Annotated in this window: 19 protein-coding genes, 1 pseudogene and 1 riboswitch; of the genes and pseudogenes, 10 read left to right on the plus strand and 10 right to left on the minus strand. The window is 70.1% G+C overall.

The window, feature by feature from the left end; translation table 11 throughout:
- Positions 1–75 precede the first annotated feature (75 nt).
- Together OG735_RS12705 and OG735_RS12710 are read left to right on the plus strand one after the other, a co-directional pair.
- A complete protein-coding gene (locus tag OG735_RS12705) occupies positions 76–1,086 on the plus strand; it encodes an LLM class F420-dependent oxidoreductase (RefSeq protein ID WP_327323273.1) in 1,011 nt (336 codons plus the stop codon).
- 96 nt (positions 1,087–1,182) lie between these two features.
- A complete protein-coding gene (locus OG735_RS12710; RefSeq protein WP_327323274.1) occupies positions 1,183–1,476 on the plus strand; it encodes a hypothetical protein in 294 nt (97 codons plus the stop codon).
- 209 nt (positions 1,477–1,685) lie between these two features.
- Here the strand turns inward: OG735_RS12710 and OG735_RS12715 are convergent, their stop codons facing one another.
- The 3 genes from OG735_RS12715 to OG735_RS12725 all read right to left on the minus strand — a co-directional run bounded on the left by OG735_RS12715 (position 1,686) and on the right by OG735_RS12725 (position 5,024).
- The gene (locus OG735_RS12715; protein WP_327323275.1) at positions 1,686–2,768 is read right to left on the minus strand and encodes a prenyltransferase/squalene oxidase repeat-containing protein; all 1,083 of its coding nucleotides are present in this window, start codon (positions 2,766–2,768) and stop codon (positions 1,686–1,688) included.
- Positions 2,765–3,499 carry a class I SAM-dependent methyltransferase gene (locus tag OG735_RS12720; RefSeq protein WP_326649639.1) on the minus strand — a complete coding sequence of 245 codons (735 nt, stop codon included), beginning with the start codon at positions 3,497–3,499 and terminating at the stop codon, positions 2,765–2,767. The genes OG735_RS12715 and OG735_RS12720 overlap by 4 nt, the downstream gene beginning before the upstream one ends.
- Before the next feature lie 199 nt (positions 3,500–3,698).
- On the minus strand, positions 3,699–5,024 hold the full coding sequence (locus OG735_RS12725; protein ID WP_327323277.1) for a glycosyltransferase family 4 protein: 1,326 nt from the start codon (positions 5,022–5,024) through the stop codon (positions 3,699–3,701).
- Between the two features lie 199 nt (positions 5,025–5,223).
- Here OG735_RS12725 and OG735_RS12730 point away from each other — a divergent pair, with 199 nt between their 5' ends.
- Positions 5,224–5,868, plus strand: coding sequence for a TetR family transcriptional regulator (locus OG735_RS12730; RefSeq protein ID WP_327323278.1), 645 nt, complete (start codon positions 5,224–5,226; stop codon positions 5,866–5,868).
- A 100-nt stretch (positions 5,869–5,968) separates the two neighbouring features.
- On the opposite strand, the gene OG735_RS12735 is transcribed toward OG735_RS12730, so the two are convergent.
- Positions 5,969–6,247, minus strand: a complete 279-nt coding sequence (locus tag OG735_RS12735) for a hypothetical protein (protein WP_327323279.1) — start codon at positions 6,245–6,247, stop codon at positions 5,969–5,971.
- Between the two features lie 847 nt (positions 6,248–7,094).
- Between OG735_RS12735 and OG735_RS12740 the strand changes: the two are divergent.
- Positions 7,095–7,493 (plus strand): annotated as a pseudogene (locus OG735_RS12740) (LuxR C-terminal-related transcriptional regulator); the annotation flags it as partial.
- On the opposite strand, the gene OG735_RS12745 reads toward OG735_RS12740, so the two are convergent.
- The 6 genes from OG735_RS12745 to OG735_RS12770 all read right to left on the minus strand — a co-directional run bounded on the left by OG735_RS12745 (position 7,419) and on the right by OG735_RS12770 (position 15,775).
- Positions 7,419–9,227, minus strand: coding sequence for an ABC transporter ATP-binding protein (locus tag OG735_RS12745; RefSeq protein WP_327323280.1), 1,809 nt, complete (start codon positions 9,225–9,227; stop codon positions 7,419–7,421). The pseudogene OG735_RS12740 and the gene OG735_RS12745 sit on opposite strands and share 75 nt — an antisense overlap.
- Entirely contained in the window at positions 9,220–11,091 is a 1,872-nt protein-coding gene (locus tag OG735_RS12750) for an ABC transporter ATP-binding protein (protein WP_327323281.1), read from the minus strand. The genes OG735_RS12745 and OG735_RS12750 overlap by 8 nt, the downstream gene beginning before the upstream one ends.
- Before the next feature lie 98 nt (positions 11,092–11,189).
- On the minus strand, positions 11,190–11,318 hold the full coding sequence (locus OG735_RS12755; protein WP_327323282.1) for a SapB/AmfS family lanthipeptide: 129 nt from the start codon (positions 11,316–11,318) through the stop codon (positions 11,190–11,192).
- 33 nt (positions 11,319–11,351) lie between these two features.
- Entirely contained in the window at positions 11,352–13,928 is a 2,577-nt protein-coding gene (gene lanKC, locus OG735_RS12760) for a class III lanthionine synthetase LanKC (RefSeq protein ID WP_327323283.1), read from the minus strand.
- Positions 13,929–14,069: 141 nt separating this feature from the next.
- Positions 14,070–14,303 carry a ferredoxin gene (locus tag OG735_RS12765; RefSeq protein WP_327323284.1) on the minus strand — a complete coding sequence of 78 codons (234 nt, stop codon included), beginning with the start codon at positions 14,301–14,303 and terminating at the stop codon, positions 14,070–14,072.
- Positions 14,304–14,314: 11 nt separating this feature from the next.
- Complete coding sequence (locus tag OG735_RS12770) at positions 14,315–15,775, minus strand: aldehyde dehydrogenase (RefSeq protein ID WP_327323285.1); 1,461 nt, start codon at positions 15,773–15,775, stop codon at positions 14,315–14,317.
- A 342-nt stretch (positions 15,776–16,117) separates the two neighbouring features.
- Here OG735_RS12770 and OG735_RS12775 point away from each other — a divergent pair, with 342 nt between their 5' ends.
- From OG735_RS12775 to OG735_RS12800, 6 genes are all read left to right on the plus strand, one after another.
- Positions 16,118–16,783 (plus strand): hypothetical protein, encoded by a 666-nt coding sequence (locus tag OG735_RS12775; RefSeq protein WP_327323286.1) that lies wholly within the window; start codon positions 16,118–16,120, stop codon positions 16,781–16,783.
- Between the two features lie 115 nt (positions 16,784–16,898).
- Positions 16,899–17,135 (plus strand): ferredoxin, encoded by a 237-nt coding sequence (locus tag OG735_RS12780; RefSeq protein WP_327323287.1) that lies wholly within the window; start codon positions 16,899–16,901, stop codon positions 17,133–17,135.
- Positions 17,125–18,513, plus strand: coding sequence for an NAD(P)/FAD-dependent oxidoreductase (locus OG735_RS12785; protein WP_327323288.1), 1,389 nt, complete (start codon positions 17,125–17,127; stop codon positions 18,511–18,513). The genes OG735_RS12780 and OG735_RS12785 overlap by 11 nt, the downstream gene beginning before the upstream one ends.
- Before the next feature lie 65 nt (positions 18,514–18,578).
- On the plus strand, positions 18,579–19,817 hold the full coding sequence (locus OG735_RS12790) for a cytochrome P450 (protein ID WP_327323289.1): 1,239 nt from the start codon (positions 18,579–18,581) through the stop codon (positions 19,815–19,817).
- Positions 19,818–20,365: 548 nt separating this feature from the next.
- Positions 20,366–21,124 (plus strand): CAP domain-containing protein, encoded by a 759-nt coding sequence (locus tag OG735_RS12795; protein WP_327323290.1) that lies wholly within the window; start codon positions 20,366–20,368, stop codon positions 21,122–21,124.
- A gap of 228 nt (positions 21,125–21,352) precedes the next feature.
- Entirely contained in the window at positions 21,353–22,399 is a 1,047-nt protein-coding gene (locus OG735_RS12800) for an MBL fold metallo-hydrolase (RefSeq protein WP_327323291.1), read from the plus strand.
- Between the two features lie 86 nt (positions 22,400–22,485).
- Positions 22,486–22,558, plus strand: a riboswitch (cobalamin riboswitch).
- Positions 22,559–22,622: the final 64 nt, after the last annotated feature.

The following is a 22,622-nucleotide window of genomic DNA, read 5'->3' on the forward strand; positions in this document are numbered from 1 at the left end:
CTCGCCCTTCCGGGCGGGGGGCCGTTGGCGTACCCTGACGCACCGTCAGAAACGTATCGCTGGAGGGGACACGGCATGCGACTCGGACTCGCTCTCGGCTACTGGGGCCGCGGCCCGGACCCCGCCCATCTCGATCTCGCGCGCGAGGCCGAGCGCCTCGGCTACGACTCCGCATGGACGGCGGAGGCCTGGGGTTCCGACGCCTTCACCCCGCTGACCTGGATCGCCGCGCACACCTCCCGCATCCGACTCGGCACGGCGGTGGCGCAGATGGCCGCCCGCACCCCCACCGCCACCGCGATGCACGCGCTCACCCTGGACCATCTGTCCGGCGGCCGGATGATGCTCGGACTCGGTCTGTCGGGGCCGCAGGTGGTGGAGGGCTGGTACGGCCGTCCGTTCCCGAAGAGCCCGCTGACGGCGACCCGCGAGTACGTCGATGTGATCCGCCAAGTGCTGAGGCGCGAGGCCCCAGTTGAACTGGCGGGCCGCTTCCACTCCCATCCGTACCGAGGAGAGGACTCCACCGGCATCGGCAAGGCACTCAAGCCGATCACGCATCCGCTGCGCGCCGGGCTGCCGCTCCTGCTGGGCGCGGAGGGTCCGAAGAACATCGCCCAGACGACGCGTATCGCCGACGGCTGGCTGCCGCTGTACTGGTCGCCGATGCGTACGGACGTCTACGAGGCCTCGCTCACCGACCTTCCCGAAGGCTTCCTGATCGCCCCCATGGCCCGCGCCAAGGTCTGCGACGACGTCGCCGAAGGGCTGCTGCCGGTCAAGGCGATGCTCGGCTTCTACATCGGCGGTATGGGCCACGCTGCACGGAACTTCCACGCCGATCTGATGGCCCGGATGGGCTTCGAGTCCGAGGCCCGCCATATCCAGCGACTGTTCGCCGACGGCCGCCGCGAGGAAGCCGTGCTTGCCGTGCCCGACGCCTTCGCCGACGAGATCTCGCTGGTCGGGCCGCGCGAACGGATCGCGGAACGCCTGGAGCTGTGGCGCAAGGGCCCGGTCACGGACCTGCTGGTGACCGCTCCGGACCCGCACACTTTGCGCGTCCTTGCGGAGCTCAACTCATAGGCGCGCTAGCCCGGTTGGGAGGCGTACCGGCAGCTCCGTCCCGAGCCCGTTGTACGTCGAGGGTTTCACACGCTCACAAGCGGTAACCCGATGCCCATGAGTCCTCGTCATCACAACGGAACGAATCAGGCCGCGGCGGTCATCATGATCGTTGCCGATGTCATGGCCGTCATCCTCGGCCTCTGGATCCTGATGTACCTGCTGGACGCCAACCGCGCCAACGACTTGGTGAGCTTCATCCAGGACGCCGCACACTGGCTCGCCGGCTGGTCCTACGACCTGTTCACCTTCGACGACGCCTGGGCGCGCGTCGTCGCCGGCTACGGCCTGGCGGCGGTGGTGTACCTCTTCATCGGCCATGCGGTGGCGGGCCGGCTGCGGAGGTACTAACCGGTGACCGGGGGAGCCTTCCCCACCCCGCCCCGTCCCGTAACCGGGGCTCCGCCCCCGACCTCGCGCCTCAACCGCCGGCGGGGCTTAATTTGCCCCGGTGGGCTTCAAGTTCCGGACAGGCGGAACTTGAAGCCCGTCCGGCGATTGAGGACACGCCCGGAGGGCGGCGTACGGGGGCCCGGGGGCAGAGCCCCAGCCGGCAGGGCCTAGCAGCACTCCGGCGCGAGCCCCCGCGGCAGTCGCTCCCCGCCGAACACCGCAACCGTCGCCTCGTCCCCCCCGAGCGCGGCCACCGCCAGCAGCAGCGAACCCGCCGTCCAGGCGGTGAGTTCCTCCGGCCACACGGCCCGGTTGCCCTCGAAGACGTACCCCGTCCAGTACATGCCGCCCTCGGCGCGCAGATGCTGGATGGACTGAAGGATCTCCAGCGCCCGGTCGGACTCGCCCATCACCCACAGCGCCAGGGCGAGTTCGCAGCTCTCACCGCCGGTCACCCACGGGTTGGGCAGCACGCACCGTACTCCGAGGCCCGGTACGACGAAGTCGTCCCAGCCGGCCTCGATACGGGACTTGGCCTCCGCACCCGTCAGTGCACCGCCGAGGACCGGGTAGTACCAGTCCATCGAGTAGCGGCTCTTGTCGAGAAAACGCTCCGGGTGCCGGCGGATCGCATGCGCGAGCGCGCCCGCCGCCAGCTCCCAGTCGGGCTGCGGCTCTTCGCGCTCCTCGGCGATCGCCAGCGCGCAGCGCAGCGCCTGGTGGACCGACGAACTGCCGGTCAGCAGCGCGTCATTGACCGCCGTGCCGTCCGCCTCCCGCTTCCAGCCGATCTGGCCGCCGGGCTGCTGCAGCGCCAGTACGAACTCGATCGCGGCGTAGACGGCCGGCCACATCCGGTCGAGGAACCCCTCGTCGCCGGTGGCCAGGAAGTGGTGCCAGACGCCGACGGCGATATACGCGCAGAAGTTGCTCTCACGGCCCCGGTCGGTGGGCCGGTCCGCCTCGCCGTCGTGATACGCGGCGTACCAGGACCCGTCCTCGTTCTGATGCCGTATCAGCCACTCGTACGCGCGGGCCGCGGCCTCGTGCTCGCCCGCCGCGTCCAGCGCCATGGCCGCCTCGGTGTGGTCCCACGGGTCGAGGTGATGCCCCCGGAACCACGGGATCGCGCCGTCCTCGCGCTGCACGGCGAGTATCCCGGCAACGGTCTCAAGGGCTTCCTCCGCGGTGAGGACCCCGGGCAGGACCAGGTGTTCCGTACGGCCGGGGCCGCGCTTGGGCACAGTCACTTGGCGGCCACTGCGGGCAGGTGCGGCTTGGTCGCGTACGCCACGAAGCTCTTGCCGATCAGCGGGTTGAGCGCCTGCTCGGCGAGCCGTGTGGCCAGCGGCTTCTTCATGATGTCCCAGACCAGCAGCTGGTGGTACGCCTTGACCGGCAGGGCCTTGTCGTTGTCGACGCCGAAGGCGCACTTGAGCCACCAGTACGGCGAGTGCAGCGCGTGTGCGTGGTGCGTGCCGTACGGCTTGAGGCCGGCTTCCTTCATCTTGCCGAGCAGCTCGTCGGCCTTGTAGATGCGGATATGGCCGCCCTCGACCTCGTGGTACGCGTCGCTCAGCGCCCAGCAGATCTTCTCGGGGCCGTAGCGCGGCACGGTGACGGCGATCCGTCCGCCGGGCCTCAGCACCCGCACCATCTCGGCGAGCACGCCCTTGTCGTCCGGGATGTGCTCCATGACCTCGGAGATGATCACGACGTCGAAGGACTCGTCGGGGAACGGCAGGTTGAGTGCGTCGCCCTCCATGGCGGTGGCGGTGGCGCCCTCCGGCGCCTCCCCGGCCTCCTTCATCGCGGCGAACCACTTCGCGACCTCGCGGATCTCCTCACCGTTCTGGTCGAGGGCCACGACCTGCGCACCGCGCCGGTAGCACTCGAACGCGTGCCGGCCTGCACCGCAGCCCAGATCGAGCACGCGGTCGCCCGCGGCGAGCGGGAAGCGGGAGAAGTCGACGGTCAGCACGTAGACCTGCTTTCGCGGTCGGAGGTTCCAGTACGCGGGTCCGCAGTGCGGTCCGGGTTCGTGGGCCTGCGGCCCACACATATGGCCGCGGAGCGGCCGGGGTACGGCGCCGCGGAGCGGGCCGATGCCTGTGGCACCGAGCGCCGGGGATGCCGGGAGCCGGTACGGGTCCGGACACACCGCACCTGGTGGAGAGGGGTCACCGGGCGGCCCCCAGCGCCGCGGAGCGGGGCGAGCACGTCGCGATCGCCTCGCGGTAGTGCTCGGCCGTACCGATCGCCGCCTGCCGCCAGGTGAACCGCGCCAGAACGCGCTCCCGGCCCGCCGCCCCCAGCCGTACGCGCAGCGCCTCGTCGCCGAGCAGCCGGCCCAGCGCCGCGGCGAGCGCACCCGCGTCGCCCGGCGGCACCGCCAGACAGGTCTCCCCGTCCGGGCCCGTCACCTCCGGGATCGCGCCGCCGGTCGTGGCGACCAGCGGCGTGCCTGTCGCCATCGCCTCCGCCGCGGGCAGCGAGAAGCCCTCGTACAGCGACGGCACACACGCGATCTGCGCGCTGCGCACCAGGTCGACCAGCTCGGCGTCGGAAATGCCCTTGACGAACTCGACGGCGTCCTGGAGGCCGTACCGCTCGATCAGCTGTGCGACGGGGCCGTCCTCCGCGCGCTTGCCGACGACGACCAGATGCGCGGCGGGATGCTCCGTACGGAGCTTCCCCAGCGCCTCGACAAGATGGACGAGGCCCTTGAGCGGGACGTCCGCGCTGGAAGTGGTGACGATCCGGCCGGGGACCTCAGCGACCGCCGGGTTCGGCGAGAAGAGGTCGGTGTCGGCCCCGATGTGGACGACATGGACGCGGCCGGCCCGCACGCCGAGGTGATCGACGATCTCCTGCTGCGAGGAGCCGGAAACGGTGAGCACCGACGGCAGCCGGCGCGCGACCCGCTTCTGCATCCGCGTGAAGCCGTACCAGCGGCGTACGGACGCGCGCCTGCGCCAGCCGTCCGCGGCGTCCAGGTCCAGCTGCCGGTCGACGGTGATCGGGTGGTGGATGGTGGTGACCAGGGGTGCGCCGAGGTCGGCGAGCAGCCCGTACCCGAGCGTCTGGTTGTCGTGGATGACGTCGAACTCACCGCGCCGAGCGGCCAGATGGCGCCGGGCGCGCAGCGAGAAGGTCAGCGGCTCCGGGAAGCCGCCGGTCCACATGGTCGCGACCTCGAGCGCGTCGATCCAGTCGCGGTACTCGCCGCGCTTCGGCGTACGGAACGGGTCCGGGCTCCGGTACAGATCGAGGCTGCCCAGCTCGGTGAGCGGCACGCCTTCGTCGAGTACGGGATAGGGCTGCGCGCCGATCACCTCGACGCTGTGGCCGAGGCGGGCGAGCTCGCGCGAGAGGTGCCGTACATAGACGCCCTGGCCGCCGCAGAAGGGGTTGCCCTTGTAGGTGAGGAGCGCGATGCGCAGCGGCTCGTCACCGCCGCCGGACCTGCCCGATCGAGGGCCGGCCTCTATGGCCTCAGCGGTCACTCACGGCCCCCTTCTCACTGCGTTTTCGCCGGAGCGTAACCGCTCACGCTAATCTAGAACAAGTTTCAGACTTGATCGCTCAAGGAGCTTCGAATCTACCGGCAGGTAGCGCTGCTGTAAGGGCCGGATCAGGTGATTCGCGCCACGACAGGGGCCCTGCCATGCTGTGCGATCCGGACTCGCGCATGGAACGGGACATATGACAGCCGAAGCCAAGTCGGCGGTGCCTGCTTCGCCGCCCCTGACGGAACGCCAGGAGGCGCGCCGGCGTCGTATCCTGCACGCCAGCGCCCAGCTGGCCAGCCGGGGCGGCTTTGACGCGGTGCAGATGCGCGAGGTCGCCGAGTCGTCGAGCGTCGCGCTCGGCACGCTCTACCGCTACTTCCCCTCCAAGATCCATCTGCTGGTCGCCACCATGCAGGACCAGCTCCAGCACATGCACACGACCCTGCGCAAAAAGCCGCCGGCCGGGGACAGCGCGGCGGAGCGGGTTGCCGAGACGCTGATGCGGGCCTTCCGGGCGCTCCAGCGCGAACCGCATCTCGCGGACGCGATGGTGCGGGCGCTGACCTTCGCGGACCGCAGCGTCAGCCCCGAGGTGGACAAGGTCTCCCGCCAGACCACGGCGATCATCCTGGACGCCATGGGGCTGGAGAATCCGACGCCGGCGCAGCTCTCGGCGGTGCGCGTGATCGAGCACACCTGGCACTCGGCGCTGATCACCTGGCTCTCGGGGCGCGCCTCGATCGCGCAAGTGAAGATCGACATCGAGACGGTGTGCCGGCTGATCGACCTGACGACGCCGCACGGGCCGGGCGAGGGCCGCGGCCGGGGCTTGCATTGATCGCGACACAGGCAGTCCCGCGCAGCTGTCGCCACGCGGGACTGCCGGAGAAAGGGCCCGACCGGCCTCGCCGAGATGATTCGGCCTAAGCCTTCATACGTCAGCGGACGAAGACGATGACGGCATTGGCGTCGCGGAAATCACGGTAGTCGCGGAAGTCACGGAAGTCGCGGCGGCCGTAGTCACGGAAGTCGCGGAAGTCGCGGGAGTCGCGGTTGCCGTAGTAGCACCAGTCGTTGTAACGACTGTTGGAGTAGCCGCAGTAGTCGTGCGAAGCGGGGTGGGACGAGGTGGTGGCACTGGCTACGCCGGCTCCGGCGAGGCCGAGAGTCAGAGCAGCAAACAGGCTGGCAAGCAGCCGGAGAGTCCTGGATGTCATTACCCGCATGGTGCTTTCCCTTCCCGGGAGCGTAGACGGGCCCGAGCCTGCACGGCCGCGGTGGCGTCAGCACTGGTGACGCAGTGATGCGTTCGCGAAGGGTCCGGTACATCGGCCTTGAAGATGGCGGAATTTGCCATCGTCATGGCGGGATTATCACCACGACGGGAGTTTCCGTCGCCGACTCACACGCTGAATGCGCGGCATCGGGCCCACCTGGGCTGCTGAGTGCAGCAAACCCCGCGGCGGAGCATCCGTCCGTCGGACAACCAACGACCGGGTGGTCGTCGATCGGGATGTTGAGATTGTTCGTCTTCTCGCCAGGCGAGAAGACGGATATTTCGTTCAATCTGGTTCTAAAGTAACCATATGTACACTTGGTGTCAAGTGCGCCACACAGACCCCAGGCGCACAGGAAGTGGCCCATAGCGCCATGCGCAACTCTCTTTCGCCGTTGCGCCATTGGCGTCTGCCCAGGCCGAGACATGTCGCCACGGCGCGGGCGATTCAGTCGGTGTTCTCGAGCACCCGTTCGATCACCGCAGAAGCCTGGCACGGCCCGCGTGCGCGGGTTGTTGCAGCCCGGGGGTTCGCGCCCGGCACGTGCGCCCCCCTTGCTACCCCTTGGCTGGTTCTCCACCTCCATGACGCGGGTGACACGCCAAGAATGTTCGCGTTCTGAATGAAGCAACCGGTAAGCGGTGAGCTAGGGGGACAGAACGTGATCCGGGTACTTCTGGTGCACGATGTATGTCTGTTGCGGTCGGCGCTGGCGGAAAGACTCGCCGGAGAGCCCGACCTGGAGGTCTTCCACGCGCCCTGGCGCACCGCCCCGAGCCGGGCGCGAATGCTCCGCCCTGACGTGTGCGCGGTGGACTTGGACTGTTCGGAGTCGTACGGCATCGCGCCACTCGGTGAGCTGCCGGGAAGCCGGACCGGTGGGGGAAGCAGCCTGTTACTGGTACTCGCCAACGCGAACCGGCCAGGTCCCATCCGGCGGGCCGTCGAGGCATACGCCTGTGGCTTTGTCGACAAAGAGGGCACACCCGAGAATCTGATCACCGCCATCCGGAAGGTGGCCAAGGGGGAACGATTCGTCGACACCTCACTGGGCTTCAGCTTTCTGCGAGCAGCTCAAATGCCGCTGACCCCACGGGAGTTGAGCGTGCTGTCACTGGCTGCCGAGGGAGCCTCGATCGGCGACATCGCGAACAGTCTCCATCTGTCCAACGGCACGGTGCGCAACTACATGGCGGCCATCACCCGTAAGACCGGGGCGCGCAACCGGGTCGACGCCATAAGGATCTCCCAGGGCGAGGGCTGGGTGTGAGAACCCTGCGAAGGCCCCTGTCAGTTCGCGGTAGAAGGAGGAGCGGGCCAACAGCTCCTCGTGGGTGCCGTACTCCGTCTGCGTCCCGTCCATCACCAGCACGCGGCCGGCCCGCCGCGCCGAGCCGATCCGGTGCGCGACGACGATCAGCGTGCCGCCGGGCCGGGTGGCGAACGCCCGCTCGGCGCGCGCCTCGGCCGCCGGGTCGAGGTGGCAGGTCGCCTCGTCGAGCAGCACGAGGGGCGCGGGCGCGGCATGGGCGCGGGCCAGCGCGAGCAGCTGGCGCTCTCCGGCGGACAGCGCGGTGGGGTCGACCGGTGCGTCGAGACCGCCCAGCCGCTCGACCAGCCCGTGCGCGCCGACGGCCGCACAGGAGGCGAGGACGGCGGCGTCCGGAGGCGGCTCGGGGCAGAGATGGCCGAGGTTCTCGCGCACGGTGGCGGTGAAGACATACGCCTCCTGCGGCACGAGCACCCGCTCGCCGCCGAGCAGAACCTCGCCGTCGTCCGGCCGCAGCACCCCGGCGATCAGCGCGGCGAGCGTGGACTTGCCGATGCCGCTCGGGCCCGCGACGACGAGATGACCGCCCACGGGAACGGCCAGATCGAGCCCGTCGACGACGGGCGCGGCGCCCGAACCGTAGGCGAACGTCACGCCGCGCAGCCGTACCGCCGTACCGGCCCCGGCACCAGCCCCGGTGCCGGTGCCGGTACGCACCGCGCGCGGCTCCTCCGGGACTCCCTCCGCGGTGAGCCGGCGCAGCACGACCGCGAGGCGGGCGCCCGAGGTGCCGAGGCCCTGCATCAGCGACTGCAGAGCGGGGAGCAGGGACTGGGTGAGATAGGCGAGGGCGCCGACCAGGGCGCCCGCGGTCACTCCGTGCGCGAGCAGCCAGGGCGCGGTGATCAGGAGCAGCACCACCGGGAGGCGGCCGCCGATGCCGACGGCCAGGACCCGCAGCGTGCCCCAGCGGGCCAGGTCGCGGGCCGCGCGGTACTCGTCGGCGATCCGGGCAGCCGCGTCCGTCGCCACGCGATCCTCGGCGCCGGCAGCCGTGATGTCCCTCAATCCAGAGACCAGCGCGCCCAGTTCGGTGGCGATGGCCTCGTCGGCGGCGAGGAAGGTCTCCTGTCTGCGGGCCAGCGGGCGCAGGGTCGCCAGGAAGAGCGCGAGACCGGCGAGCAGCGGCGGCAGTACCACCAGCAGCAGGACGGGCGCGAGGGAGAACAGCCCGGCCAGGGCCCCTGCCGCGGTGAAGACGAAGGTGCGCGAGACCAGCACGAGGCCCGCGAATGTGTCGCGGGCGATCTCCACCTGATGGGTGAGCCGGGAGACTGCCGCGTCGTCGCCGTCCCGCAGAGCGCGGTCCACCACGCGGCGTACGAGATCGTCCCGTACGGGCTCCACCAGCGCGGCGACCACCCGGTGGACCCTGCCCGTACCGAAGGCCCCGAGGACGACGGCGACCGCGGCGGCGGCCAGCCAGTACAGACCGTGGGCGGGTTCATGGGCGAGGAACCCGCCGTCGATGGCGCGGGCGAGCGCGTACCCGAGGAGAAACGTCTGCCCCGCCTCCAGCGCGGACCACGCGGCGAGGCGTACGAGCACACGCGGACGGTGCCGCAGCAGCCGGAGCCGGGCCTCAGCCATCCGCGACCGCCTCCTGCCCGGCTGCGAACTCCGCGACCGCCTCCTGCCCGGCCGCGAACTCCGCGACCGCCTCCTGCCCGGCCGCGAACTCCGCGACCGCCTTCTCCCCCGCCGCGAACTCCGCGACCGCCTTCTCCCCCGCCGCGATCTCCGCGACCGCCTTCTCCCCCGCCGCGATCTCCGCGACCGCCTCCTCCGCGGCTGCGTCGTCGACCGCGTCCTCCGCGAACACCGCGCGGTAGGAGGGAAGTTGCCAGAGCTCGGCGTGCGGGGCCACGGCCCGGACACGGCCCTCCTCCAGCCAGACCACCAGGTCCGCGCGGGCCGCGGTCGGCGCGCGGTGGGCGACGATCAGACGGGTACGGGCGCGGACGTCGTGTAGCAGCGCGCGGGACACCTTCAGTTCGGTGGCCGAGTCCAGGCTGGAGGTGGCGTCGTCCAGGATCAGCAGCCGCCCGGCGTGCGCGAAAGCCCGTGCCAGGCCGAGGCGTTGGGCCTCACCGCCGGACAGCGGCGCGGCCGCGCACGCGGTGGCGTAGCCGTGCGGCAGGCGGCGTACGAAGTCGTCGGCGCACGCGGCTCGCGCGGCCTCGGTCACCGCCTCATCGCCGGGCTCGTACGCACCGAAGGCGATCGTGCCGCCGACCGTCCCGCCGAGCAGTGCCGGCCGGGCGAAGGCATGGACGACCTCGCGGCGCAGCACCTCCCGGGAGAGCCCGGCCACCGGGACGCCGTCGAGAAGCACCGTCCCCGCGTCGGGATCGGCAAGGCGTCCGGCGACGGCCGCCAGGGCCGATTTGCCGCTGCCCGAGCGGCCCACGACGGCGGTGACCGAGCCGCCCGGTATCATCAGATCGACATTGTGCAGCCCGCTCAGCCGCACTCCGCGCAGCTCCAAAGTGCCTTCGCCCGGCGGAAGTTCGCGCTCGCCGTACATCATCTCGGGCGTCTCGAGGATCTCCCCGAGCCGGCCCGCCGCCATGCGTCCGCGCACCAGGCCGTTGAGCTGTCCGACCAGTACGCCGGTGCCGGTGGCGAGCACTCCGTACCGCCACGCGGCCAGCATTCCGCCGACGCTCAACGCGCCCTCCGCGAGCCGTACTCCGGCGACAGCCAGTACCGCGAGCTGCAGCAGGGGCAGCAGCGCGGCCGCCCGTGCGGTGGATCGGCCCATGATCCACCACATCAGGTGGCCCTGCCGGGACAGCTCGGGCAGCGGCGCAAGGATGCGCGCCGCGTCCCGGTCCCGGGTTCCGGCGGCGGCGATCGTACGGACTCCGCGCACCGCTTCCGTCAGCAGTCCCGCGATCTCGCCCTGGGCCTGCAGATAGCGCGCGGTGCTCTCGCCGGACTCCCGGATGAACACCCGCAGCAGCAGGACGAGCAGGGGCGTCCCGGCGATCACCACGAGCGCGGTCCACCAGTCGGTGACGGCGAGCGCGACGAGCCCGCCCACGGGTGTGACCACGGCGGCGAGCGCGGCCGCGAGGGTCGTCGGCACGGTCCCGGCCTGTGCGGCGTTGCCGGTGAGGCGTGCCACCACCTCGCCGGGGGCCAGGCGCAGCCGGGGTCCGGACGCGAGGGCGTGCCGCAGCACCCGTTCCCGTATCCAGGCGGTGGTACGGGCGTTGGCGGTGCCGGTGACGAGTCCGTCGAGGGCGCCGAGGACGACGGCGAGGCCGGTGAGGCCCGCGCAGAGAGCGAGCCACGGACCGGCGTCCGACCGCCGGCCGGCGAGCAGCAGGTCCAGCGCGCGGCCCAGGACGGCGGGCAGCGCAAGCCCGGTCGCGGCAAGGGCGCAGGTCAGCAGAAGGACGAAGACTGCACGCGGCGCGCCGTGCCGGACGGTTTCGCGCAGGAACATGGTCGCCCTCCCTGACCATCGGCATGCGTGCGCACGGCCCCGGACGGCGAGCGGTGCCGTCCAGGGCCGCGAACAATCACCTGATCAGAAGCAGATGATCAGAGGCAGAGAAGGTTGCTGTGCGAGCTGTGCTTGTCGCACAGCAGCAGGCTAACGCTGCTCTCCCCACCACCGCCGCCGTGGTCGGTCTCGGGGACGTCCAGCTTCTGCAGGTCCAGAAGTGCCATGGTGATCTCCTTTTTCATGGGGACGGTATGCACTTACTGCTCGACCCCTTGCGGGGCCGTCTGTGGGGCCGCCTTCAGCGGCGGCAGGAACGGCAGCTGCGCGGGACGTTCGCCGAGCGCGGTGCCGAGGGCGAGCAGACAGCCGGCGGTTCCGGTGGCGAGGTCCATGGAGAGCCGCATCATCTGGTCGCCGGGGAAGGCGAGTTCACCCTCGTACGGCACGGCATACCAGGAGAGTGCGGCGATCTGGGCGTCCAGCTGCGGGCGCGGGGCACGGGTACGGGCCAGGTGCAGCACCATCCCCGCGCGCCCGTTGAACAGTCCGGGCTGTGCGTAGTACCGCAGCCGAGCCGCGGGCAGTATCGCCTCCCTGGCGCGGGCGAACTCCTCGTCGTGACGTTGGGCGAGGTAGTCGTCGAGGACCGCGCCGATACCGGCGCTGCCCGCTCCGAGGTACGGCATGGTGCGTACGCCCTCGTCCACGAGCAGGGTCCCCGACCGGTCCGTCACACACCGGGCAAGATCCCGGCGCAGCGCCTCGGCCGCCTGGTCCAGCAGGGCGGAATCGCCGGTGGACTCGTACAGCCGCAGGAAGAACAGGGCCGGTCCGCTCGCGCCGTGCAGCAGCCCGGCGCGCCTGCCGTGGGCGGTCGGTGACCGGTCGACCAGGACCCGCGCGGCCTCCAGCGCCTCTGCGCGCAGCCCGAGCCGGTCGAGTACGAGGCCGATGCCGGCCAGCCCGCCGTGCAGATCGGGCGCGAGCCGCTGCCACTTCTCGTCGAGCACCCGCCCGACGAGTTCGACGGCACGCTCGCGGTGGCCGAGCCGGTCGAGGACGTGCGCGACGCCCGTCAGCCCGTCGTAGAGACCGAGCGGGGTGCCGGCCGGTGGCGGGGCCGTATGGCTGAGCAGCCACTCCTCGCCCGCCTCGTAGCGTGCCGCGCCCGTCTCGGCGAGGGCGTAGAGCACTCCGGCCGCGCCGTGCGCCAGTCCGAGTCCGCCGCCGTCCGCGAACTGCGCGATATCGCCGGGGAAGAGCCGGTCGTCGCGCTCCGGTGTCGCGGACGCGAGGATCGCGCGGACCATGGAGTCGCGGCCGCGAGGCCGGTCCCCTGCCTCCGCGGGCAGGTAACTCCCCGTGGGCTCCGGGGACTTGCCTCTGATCACCCGTACCGCCTCGTCGAGGAAGCCGTCCGGCAGGCCGGGGAACTGCTCCGCCGCGACCTCGGCCAGATGCGCCGCCTTGCCCCGGTCCACGACCAGCAGCGTCGTCATCGGCACGAAGAGGGCGAGCCGCAGGCAGGCGAGTGCGTAGCGGTCCACCTCGAAGCCCTCACGGTCACCCGGCGCGACGAACCCCGGGTGGGCCATGGCCTGGCCGCGGTGCTCTCCCACCGGCGTCGCGGCCTCGAAGTCCAGCAGCCGTACGGAATCGTCGTCCGGGTCGACCATGATGTTGAACATATGCAGGTCGTTGAAGACAAGACCACGGCCGTGCACGGCCGCCACGGCCTCCTCGACCGCGTGCAGCACACCCAGCGCCCATTGCGTGTACTCCGCGACCGCCGCCGGATCCGGCTCGACGGCCAGCAGCGGATGACGCTGCGCGAAGAAGGAGTTGAGAGTGCGCCCGGGGAGGAAGTCCATGACAAGGAAGCGGTGGTCGCCGAGGATGAACCAGTCGCGCGCCTCGGGTGCGACGCCGAGCCCGGTGAGCCGCTCGAGCGCGGCTCTCTCGCGCTCCAGCCGTGTCACGGCGTCGGCCCCGTCCGCGGCGAGCCCGGCGTGCGGCCGCGCCTCCTTGAGTACCACCTGCTCGCCGGTCCGCAGATCGGTGCCGGCGTACACGCCACCGCCGTTGGAGAAGTGCAGGGCGCTCTCGATGCGGTACGGCAGTTCGCCGGTGGTGGTCGCGTTGCGCGCCGCCAGCTGGGGCTCGAGGAAACGGGGCAGCGTCACCCACTCGGGCAACTGGAAGACCGGGTCCCTGCGGTCCGGCACCAGTACGCCTTCGGGGTTCTCGACGGCGGGCACGAGGGCGCCGGAGCCGGCTTCGTCGACACAGTGCCGCTTCGCGAAGCCGCCGTACCGTACATACAGCGGGCCGTCGTTCCAGCGGAGATCGGTGAGGATGTACGGGCCCGGCTCGCCGTCGAGCAGCACACCCAACTCCTCCAGGATCAGCTGGAGTTCCGTGTCGTCAGCCGGATAGATGGTGGCGAACTTGCCGCTGGAGCCGCGTCCCGCGTATTTGGAGTTGCGCAGGTGCAGCGGCTGCCGGCCGGGGACGAACTTGAAGGGAATCTCCCGTGGGACGCAGTAGTCCCACACCTTCGCCGCGGTCTTCTCGGCGTTGTCGAGACAGGCGGAGACATGGATCTTCCAGCCCTGGCGCGGGCGCACCGTGTCCACCGGGCTGATGTGGAGCCAGTCCCCGGAGAGGAAGCTTCGCCACCCTTCGGGGACCGGGCGCTGGGCCGCCTCGAAGAGCGGGACGCTGCTCTCCGTACGGGACGGCATGTCGGCGGATGTACGCGTGGAGGACAAGCGGTCCGGGGTCTCGTAGAAAATCCTGTCCGCGAGACAGAAGACCTCGTACCGCTTGTCCATGACGCTTCCCCCCTCGGCGACGTGTCACCAAGATTTCCACGGGGCCGGGGGGCCGGACAGTCACGCATGTCATGAGATCACTGTGCGATACGCACGAGTAAACCTCTGTTCCACGCTGTTCGAAGGTCGGTTGCTGCTGCGCTACTCCTCGGGCGGAAAGACCGGCTCCCCGCTCTCCAGCAGCGTGATGGCGATCGCCTCGACCGGGCAGTTCTCGGCTGCCGCGAGGATCTTCTCGTTGGCGTCGGTGTCGGCGTCCTGTGGATGCGACTGCCGGGCCGCGTCGAGCGCGAAGCCGTCCGGGGCGTGGCTCAGGCACATGCCCGAGCCGATACAGACGTTCCGGTCGACCTCTACGTGCCAGCGGTCTCCCATCAGTTCTCCTCTCAGTTCTCTCCGGACCCGGCCGGCAGATGGATCATCTTGTGCTCCAGGTACTCGCTGTAGCCCTCCGGCCCGAACTCCCGCCCCAGGCCCGAGCTCTTGTAGCCGCCGAACGGCCCGAGCATGTCGAGGCTGAAGGTGTTGACGTTGTACGTCCCGGTCCTGACCCGCCGCGCGAAGTCGATGCCACGCTCGACGTCGGCCGTCCAGACGCTGCCGCTGAGCCCGTAGTCGGAGTCGTTGGCGATCTTCGCCGCCTCGCTCTCGTCCCCGTACGGCAACAGACAGATCACCGGACCGAATATCTCCTCGCGGGCTATGCGCATGGAGTTGTCGACCCCGCCGAAGAGCGTCGGCTCCACGTACCAGCCCTGTTCAAGACCGGCCGGACGCCCGCCGCCCGTAAGTACCTTGGCGCCTTCCTCCTGCCCGATCCTGATGTAGTCGAGCGAGCGCTGCTGCTGGCGCCGGGCCACCAGCGGACCGACCTGCGTCGAGGCGTCGAGCGGGTCACCGACCACGAGGGCGCTCGCCGCCGCGGCGAGCGCCTCGGCTATCTCGTCGTAGCGGCTGAGCGGCGCGAGGATACGGCTCTGGGCCACACACGCCTGCCCGTTGTTCATCCAGGCCGCCGGGACGATCCCGGCCACCGCCGACTCCAGATCCGCGTCCGGCAGGATCACCGCCGCCGACTTGCCGCCGAGTTCGAGGGTGACGCGGGTGAGATTGCGCGAGGCGACCTCCATGACCCGCTTGCCGGCCGCGACCGAGCCGGTGAAGGAGACCTTGTCGATGCCGGGGTGCCCGACCAGGTACTCGCTCACTTCGCGGTCCGCGGGGAGGATCGAGAGGACACCCTGCGGCAGCCCGGCCTCCTGCGCGATCTCGGCGAGGATGTACGAGTCCAGGGGCGACTCGGGCGATGGCTTGAGCACCACCGTGCAGCCGGCCAGCAGCGCGGGGCCGAGCTTGGCCGCTGCCGTGAACTGCGGGACGTTCCACGGGATCACGGCCGCCACGACACCCACCGGCTCCCGCCGTACGAGGATCGGCCCGAGCACTCCGGCCCGCTGCTCCTCGTGCGGATATCCGCGCGCGACGGTGATCGCCGCGTCCCAGACCATCATCGCGCCGAGCGCCTGCGCGAGCACGCTCCAGGAGTACGGGGAGCCGTTCTGCGCGCTGATGGAGCGGGCGATCTCCTCGTGCCGTACCGCGATCGCGTCCTTGATCCTGGTGATGACGGCGATCCGCTCGTCGAGCGTCATGCGCGGCCAGGGCCCCTCGTCGAAGGCCTTGCGGGCGGTGGCGACCGCCCGGTCGACGTCCGCCGGTGAGGCGTGCGGGACCCGTCCGATGACCTGCTCGGTGTGCGGCGATACGACCTCGATGGCGTCGCTGCCGAGCGGATCGGTCAACTCCCCACCGATGAACAGCTTTCCGTGTTCCACAAGCTCGGTCATGGCTGCTGCCTCCTGCGGCCCGGCGCTTACTGACACTGTTTCAGAACTGATACCAGTTCTAGTTGAAGGAGTCCACGGCAGGAACGAAATAGCCCCCGACCAGTGGTTTCCCGTTGGGCGGGGGCGACCGGGCTGCGCGGGGCCGCCATGGGGCCGCGCGGCGCTTCCGGGCCTTTCCAACAGCAGCGAGGTGCCACCAAGCATGATCCGGAACCACGATTCGCACGACGCCGACTCGCTGCCGGTCCGCGCACGTCACCCTCTTGGGCGGTCCGGGTGGCGCGGCCGGGTGCGCGGGTGCTTGCTGGTCCTAGTCGACAGGGAGAGGAAGCGACGACACCCATGGAGAGGAGCGATCAGGCGCTGCGCACCCCACGCGCCGCAGGACTGGTAGGGATCATCTTCGCCCTACTACTCGCTGCTGCCATCGTTCTGGTCCGCATGGCCATACCGCAGGAGTCGAGCGGCGGGGGCAGCACCTGGATCATCGATTCCTCGAGTCGGCACGCGGTACAGACGGCGCTCGGCCTCATCCCGTTCGCGGGCATCTTCTTCCTGTGGTTCATGGGCGCTGTGCGCGCACGTACCGGAGAGGCGGAGGACCAGTTCATCTCCACTGTCTTCCTGGGCAGCGGCCTGGTATTCGTGGCGACTCTTTTCGGGGCCGCGGCCGCAGCCGGAAGTCTGCTGGATACGGCCGATCCGTCCGGGACCGGCTCCGTGCAACTCCGGTCCTTCGGCCAACACTTCACCTACAGCCTTCTGACGACCTACTCGATGCGCATGGCCGCGGTATTCACCTTCTCGACCTCCTCCATCGGGCATCGGCTCGGAGTCCTGCCGCACTGGCTTTCCATCCTGGGCTATCTCGTCGCCCTGACACTGCTCCTCGTGACGAGCAGCATCCCCTGGTCCGAGCTGGTCTTCCCCCTGTGGGCTCTGATTCTCAGCCTCTACATTCTGGTGGCCAGTTTCCGCCCGCGGCCCGCACCGGCCCCCTCGTCATGACCAGCTATTTCCCGAGCGTTATCGGCTGATAACTCCTTTGGCCCGCCTGTGCTCGCAAAACCACAGGAGCAGGCACAGGCTGGGGCAGGGGTACTACTGGAAGGGCGGCCCCTTGATGAGGCTTGTCGTCGATCTGAACCGGTGTCAGGGGTACGCACAGTGCGCCTTCCTCGCACCAGACGTATTCACCATGCACGGCGACGAGGCGCTGTTGTACAACCCGCACGCCGACGACGCACAGCGGGAGCACGTGGCACGCGCCGCCGCGGCCTGCCCGGTCCAGGCCATCTTGGTGGACGACATGGGCAAGGAGCCGGCCCCGGTGAGGGAGGGGGTGCCCAGTGGACGGTGAGCTGGAATGGCTGAGGCGCGAGGGGCGGATCGTGATCGTGGGTGCCTCCCTCGCCGGCCTCCGGGCCGCGGAGACCCTGCGGGAGGAGGGCTTCACCGGTTCACTGACGCTGATCGGCGACGAGCCCTACGAGCCGTACGACCGGCCGCCGCTGTCCAAGCAGGTCCTGCTCGGCAAGGCGTCCGCGGAGCACACCGCACTGCCCCGTCGCCGGGCGATCGATGCGCAGTGGCGGCTCGGTGACGCCGCCACCGGGCTGGACATGGCCGCCAAGCGGGTACGCCTGGCCGGCGGCGACGAGGTGGAGTACGACCGGCTGCTGATCACCACGGGCGTCCGTGCCCGGCCGTGGCCGCATGAAGAAGAGGCCGAACTGGACGGGGTCTTCGTGCTGCGCACGCGCGAGGACGCGGCGGGGCTGCACCGGCGGCTGACGGCCGGACCTCGCCGGGTGCTCATCATCGGCGCCGGCTTCACCGGCTCGGAAATCGCCTCCGCCTGCCGTGAGCAGGGACTGCCCGTCACCGTCGCGGAGCGTGCGGCCGCGCCTCTCGTGGGCGCGCTCGGCGGCGTGGTCGGCGAGGTGGCCGCCGAGCTGCAACGCCAAGCAGGCGTGGACCTGCGCTGCGGCGTCATGGTCACAGGGCTGGAGGGCGACTCGGCAGGGCGGCTGCGCAGTGCCCATCTGTCCGACGGCACGACGATCGACGCGGACGTGGCGGTGATCTCGCTCGGCGCGACACGCAACACCGAGTGGCTGGCAGGATCCGGGCTCGGCGCCGGACCCCGGGGAATCGCCTGCGACGCGGGCTGCCGCGCCTTCGACGTCCGGGGCATCGTGACCGACGACGTCTTCGTCGCCGGTGACGTCGCACGGTCCCCGCATGCGCTCTTCGGTTACCAGTTCCTGTCCCTGGAGCACTGGGGCAATGCCGTCGCGCAGGCCGAGATCGCGGCGCACAACATGATCAGCGCCAGCTCGGACCGCCGACCGCACCTGTGGGTGCCGGCCTTCTGGTCCTCGCAGTTCGGCGTCAGCATCAAGTCGGTCGGCGTTCCGTCCCTGGGCGAGGAGATCCTCATCGCCCAGGGTTCACTCGCCGAGCGGCGCTTCACCGGCGTGTACGGATACCAGGGCCGCGTCATCGCCGCCGTCACCTTCGACCAGACGAAGTGGCTGGACTTCTACCAGCGGCTGATCGAATCGGCTGCGCCGTTCCCGCTGAGTTTCCCCACCGTCGACCGCCGTCCTGAAGGTCTGCGACCGGTCTCGGCCGACTTCCCCGACCCCTCCCTGCCCACCCACGCGCCGACCGTCACCCTCAGCGGCTACTCGCCGACCGACCGGCGGATCTCCTTCACCCCGGTCCGAGCCTGACCGCGGGCACGGCAACGCCCGCCCAAGGCCCGTAAAGCCGTCTCCAACGCCCACAAGGACCCGTCATGACGCAAGCCACGCTCCTGGGACAGATCCTCGACCACGCCAACCGCGCCGACCCCTACCCCCTGTACGCCGAGCTCCGCAAGACTCCGGTGTACCGAGAGGAGGACGGCAACACGTACGTGGTCAGCAACTACTGGGAGATCAAGGGCCTGCTCCACGATCCGCGGATCAGCTCCGACGCCCGGAATCTGTCCCCCGAGGCCGCCGGAGCCCTCCCCGACCAGGAGGAAGAGGGCGCCTTGCCGCCCACCTTCCTGAAGCTCGACCCTCCCGAGCACGACCGGTTGCGCCGTATGACGATGCGGCCGTTCGGACCGCCGAAGACCCCTCGGCGTGTCCACAACATGCGCGGCGAACTCTCCAAGATCGTTTCGGATCTCATCGACGGCTTCGGAGACCGGGAGCAGGTCGACCTCGTCGACAACTTCTCCTACCCCTTCCCCGTGACCGTGATCTGCAGGCTGCTCGGGATCCCCCGCGACGACGAGGCGCGCTTCCACACCTGGGCCGACACCATCGCCGCCAGCCTGGACCCGGACCCGTCCAAGGACCCCACCGAGCGGCGCCGCATCGCCCAGCAGGCCCGCACTGAGCTGGGCATGTACCTGGCCGGACTCATCGACGAACGCCGCAAGGCACCCGGCGACGACATGCTCTCCGTGCTGGCCACCGACCACGGCCCCGACGGGCAGATGACCCCGATGGAGGTGATCAGTACCGCTGCCCTGCTCCTGATCGCCGGCCACGAGACCACGGTCAACCTCATCACCAACGGGATGCTCACCCTGCTGCGCAACCCGGACGTCCTCAAGCGGCTGCGGGAAGATCCTCAGCTGGCCGTCCCGCTCGTGGAAGAGCTCCTGCGCTTCGAGCCCCCCGTGCAGCTGCTGCCCCAGCGCACCACGCTCGCGGACATCGAGGTCGCCGGCACCACCATCCCCAAGGGCGCGTCCCTCTGGCTCGTCCTTGCCTCCGGCAACCGGGACCCGAAACGGTTCCCCGACCCCGACCGGTTCGACCCCGACCGGAAGGACAACCAGCACCTCGGCCTCGGCAGCGGCATCCACAACTGCTTCGGCGCGCCCCTCGCGCGCATGGAGGCACAGCTCGCCCTGACCGAGCTCGCCCGCAGGCTCGACAACCCCCGCCTGGTGGAGGACCCACCCCCCTACCGCCAGAACGCTGTCCTGCGCGGACCCCGCCACCTGAACATCGCCTTCGACGGCTTCCGCGCCTAGCTCACCGACCAGCGCGACCACGGGGAACATGTAGCCAGGAGCGCCTCGAAACGGCGCCCCTGGCTACATTCGCGCTCCCCCGCCACTCACCCTCATAAGCGGCAAAGTCACGCAGAGCGACCAACGGGGAGGCTGGTTCCTCCATCGCCCAGTGATATCAGCCACACGGACATTCGGCACTTAGGTCGCTGAATAGTAGATGGAACGTTAGCGACATAGCGATATTTGTCCGCCTTGGTGCAGACATACCCCGCGCAGGGTTTGGTGGCATTCGGTCCGCTCGTCACTTTCGCCCGTCCGGCGAGCGAGCAAGGGTTTCTGACGATGCATCAGAACCTTCCGTGACCCCGAAAGCCGGACCAGCACGCCCGTGCGCCCATTTCAAGAGCCCTCCAGCCCTACGAATCAAGGTAGTACTGGTGCTCGTTGCCCTGCCCTGACAGCAGTTCTAAGAATGGCGGCGCAAAGCGTCTCCGCAGCTCAGGTGCAGGATCTGCACAGAGTCGGCCACACCGGGGGCGCCCCGCGATTAACGAGCGAGGTCACGCATGAGCAAGCACCGCAGAAAGACGTACTACCGGAAGATAACCATCGCGGCCGTCGCCGTGGGAGCGATAGGTGTGCCCTCTGCCGCCATGGCCTGCGGGGACCCCCAGGAGAACGCGGGCAGCAAGTCCTACGGCCACCACTGGAACGGCCACCACTGGAAGAGTGCGAACTCCGAGCATCGGTGGACGGGCGCTCCATGGGGCCAGAAGCCGACGGCGGGAGCGTCGCAGGCGCCCGCTGCGACTCCGAGCGCGCCTAAGACCGCGTCTCCCAGCGCACCGAAGGCCAGCGCGACTCCCAGCGCGCCGAAGTCCACCGCGGCTCCGAGCGCACCCAAGGCCACCGCGACTCCCAGCGCACCGAAGACCGCCGCCCCGGCATCCGGGGATGCGGCCCGCGTGTTGCAGCTCGTCAACAGCGAGCGCAGCAAGGTCGGGTGCTCCGCGCTGACCATGAACGCGAAGCTGACGAAGGCCGCCCAGGACCACAGCAAGGACATGGCTTCCCACACGAACATGTCCCACACAGGCTCCGACGGCTCGTCTCCTGGCGACCGGATCACGAGTGCCGGTTACAACTGGAGCACCTACGGCGAGAACGTCGCCTACGGCTACGCCACACCCGAGAGCGTCATGGCGGGCTGGATGGGCAGCCCCGGCCACAAGGCCAACATCCTCAACTGTGCGTTCAAGGAGATCGGCATCGGTCTCGCGCAGCCCAACAGTTACTGGACGCAGGACTTCGGAACGGCCCAGTAGCGGGCACAAGGAATCCGGCCACCACTTGCCCCGGTCCCACTTCTGCGGGGGATGGCGAGCCGCTCCAGCGAATGAAAGGCCCTGACCGGTTCGCCGGTCGGGGCCTTCGTCGTCGGCGCCCGCAGGTCAGCCAACTCCGCTGGAATGACAGTCGACTTGGGCGACTATTGGAACCAGTTCTAGTTATAGTGGGCCGTGGCCGTGTCGCCGAGGAGAGACGAGAGCCCCATGACCCAGGTGACCGACCACGGCGGGGGCGTCTGGTCCATCGAGGTGCCCATTCCGGACAATCCGCTCGGTCACACCCTGGTCCATCTGCTCGACACCGACCGCGGGCCCGTACTCATCGACACCGGCTGGGACGACCCGGCCTCCTGGGACACCCTCGTCGCCGGTCTCGGCTCCCTCGATGTCGCGGTCGGTGACATCCACGGCGTCGTCATCACCCACCACCACCCCGACCACCACGGCCTGTCCGGGCAGGTCCGGGACGTCTCCGGCGCCTGGGTCGCGATGCACGACGCGGACAGTGCGGTGGTACGCCGCACCAGGGAGGCCGAACCGGCCCGCTGGCTCGACTACCTGGCGGACAAACTCTCCAGGGCCGGCGCCCCCGACGAACACACCGCTCCGCTGCGCGCGGCCCGCGCCTCGGGCCGGATGCGTACGCTGCCGGGTCTACGCGCGGCCCTGCCCGACCGGGAGATCGTCCCCGGCGAGCTCCTCGACCTGCCGGGCCGCCGGCTCCGCGCCATCTGGACCCCCGGCCACACGCCCGGCCATGTCTGCCTCCACCTGGACGAGGCCCATCCGGCGGGCAGACCCGGCAACGGACGGCTCTTCTCCGGCGACCATCTGCTGCCCCGGATCACCCCGCACATCGGCCTCTACGAAGATCCGGACGCCGGCGACTCAGCCACCGTCACCGATCCGCTCGGCGACTACCTCGACTCCCTGGAGCGCATCGGCCGCCTCGCACCCGCCGAGGTGCTCCCGGCGCACCAGTACGCCTTCCCCGATGCCGTGTCCCGGGTACGGGAGTTGCTCGACCACCACGAGGAACGGCTCACCGGTCTGCTCGGGCTGCTGGCCGCCCCGCGCACTGCGTGGCAGGTCGCCGAGCGGATGGAGTGGAACCGGCCCTGGGACCAGATCCCGTACGGATCACGCAACATCGCGGTCTCGGAGGCGGAGGCACATCTGCGGCGACTGGTGAAGCTGGGGCGCGCGGAGGTGCTGGCGGGGAGCGGCCCGACGCTGTACGTGGCCGTCTGACCCCTGGGGGCCACCGGCGACCGGCCACCGGCGATCGACCACCGGCAGGTCGGTAGAGTGGGCGAGTCGTCATCATGACCGTACGGGGGGAAGCCGGTGCAAATCCGGCACTGACCCGCAGCCGTGAACCGCCGTCGCAAGCGGTGAGTCGGAATGCCCCGTACATGGTCGTGACCGGCTCGTGCCACCGGCAGCCCGCCGGTGGCCGGCACCGTCGAGGTAT

The organism is Streptomyces sp. NBC_01210 (assembly GCF_036010325.1).
GTDB lineage: Bacteria > Actinomycetota > Actinomycetes > Streptomycetales > Streptomycetaceae > Streptomyces.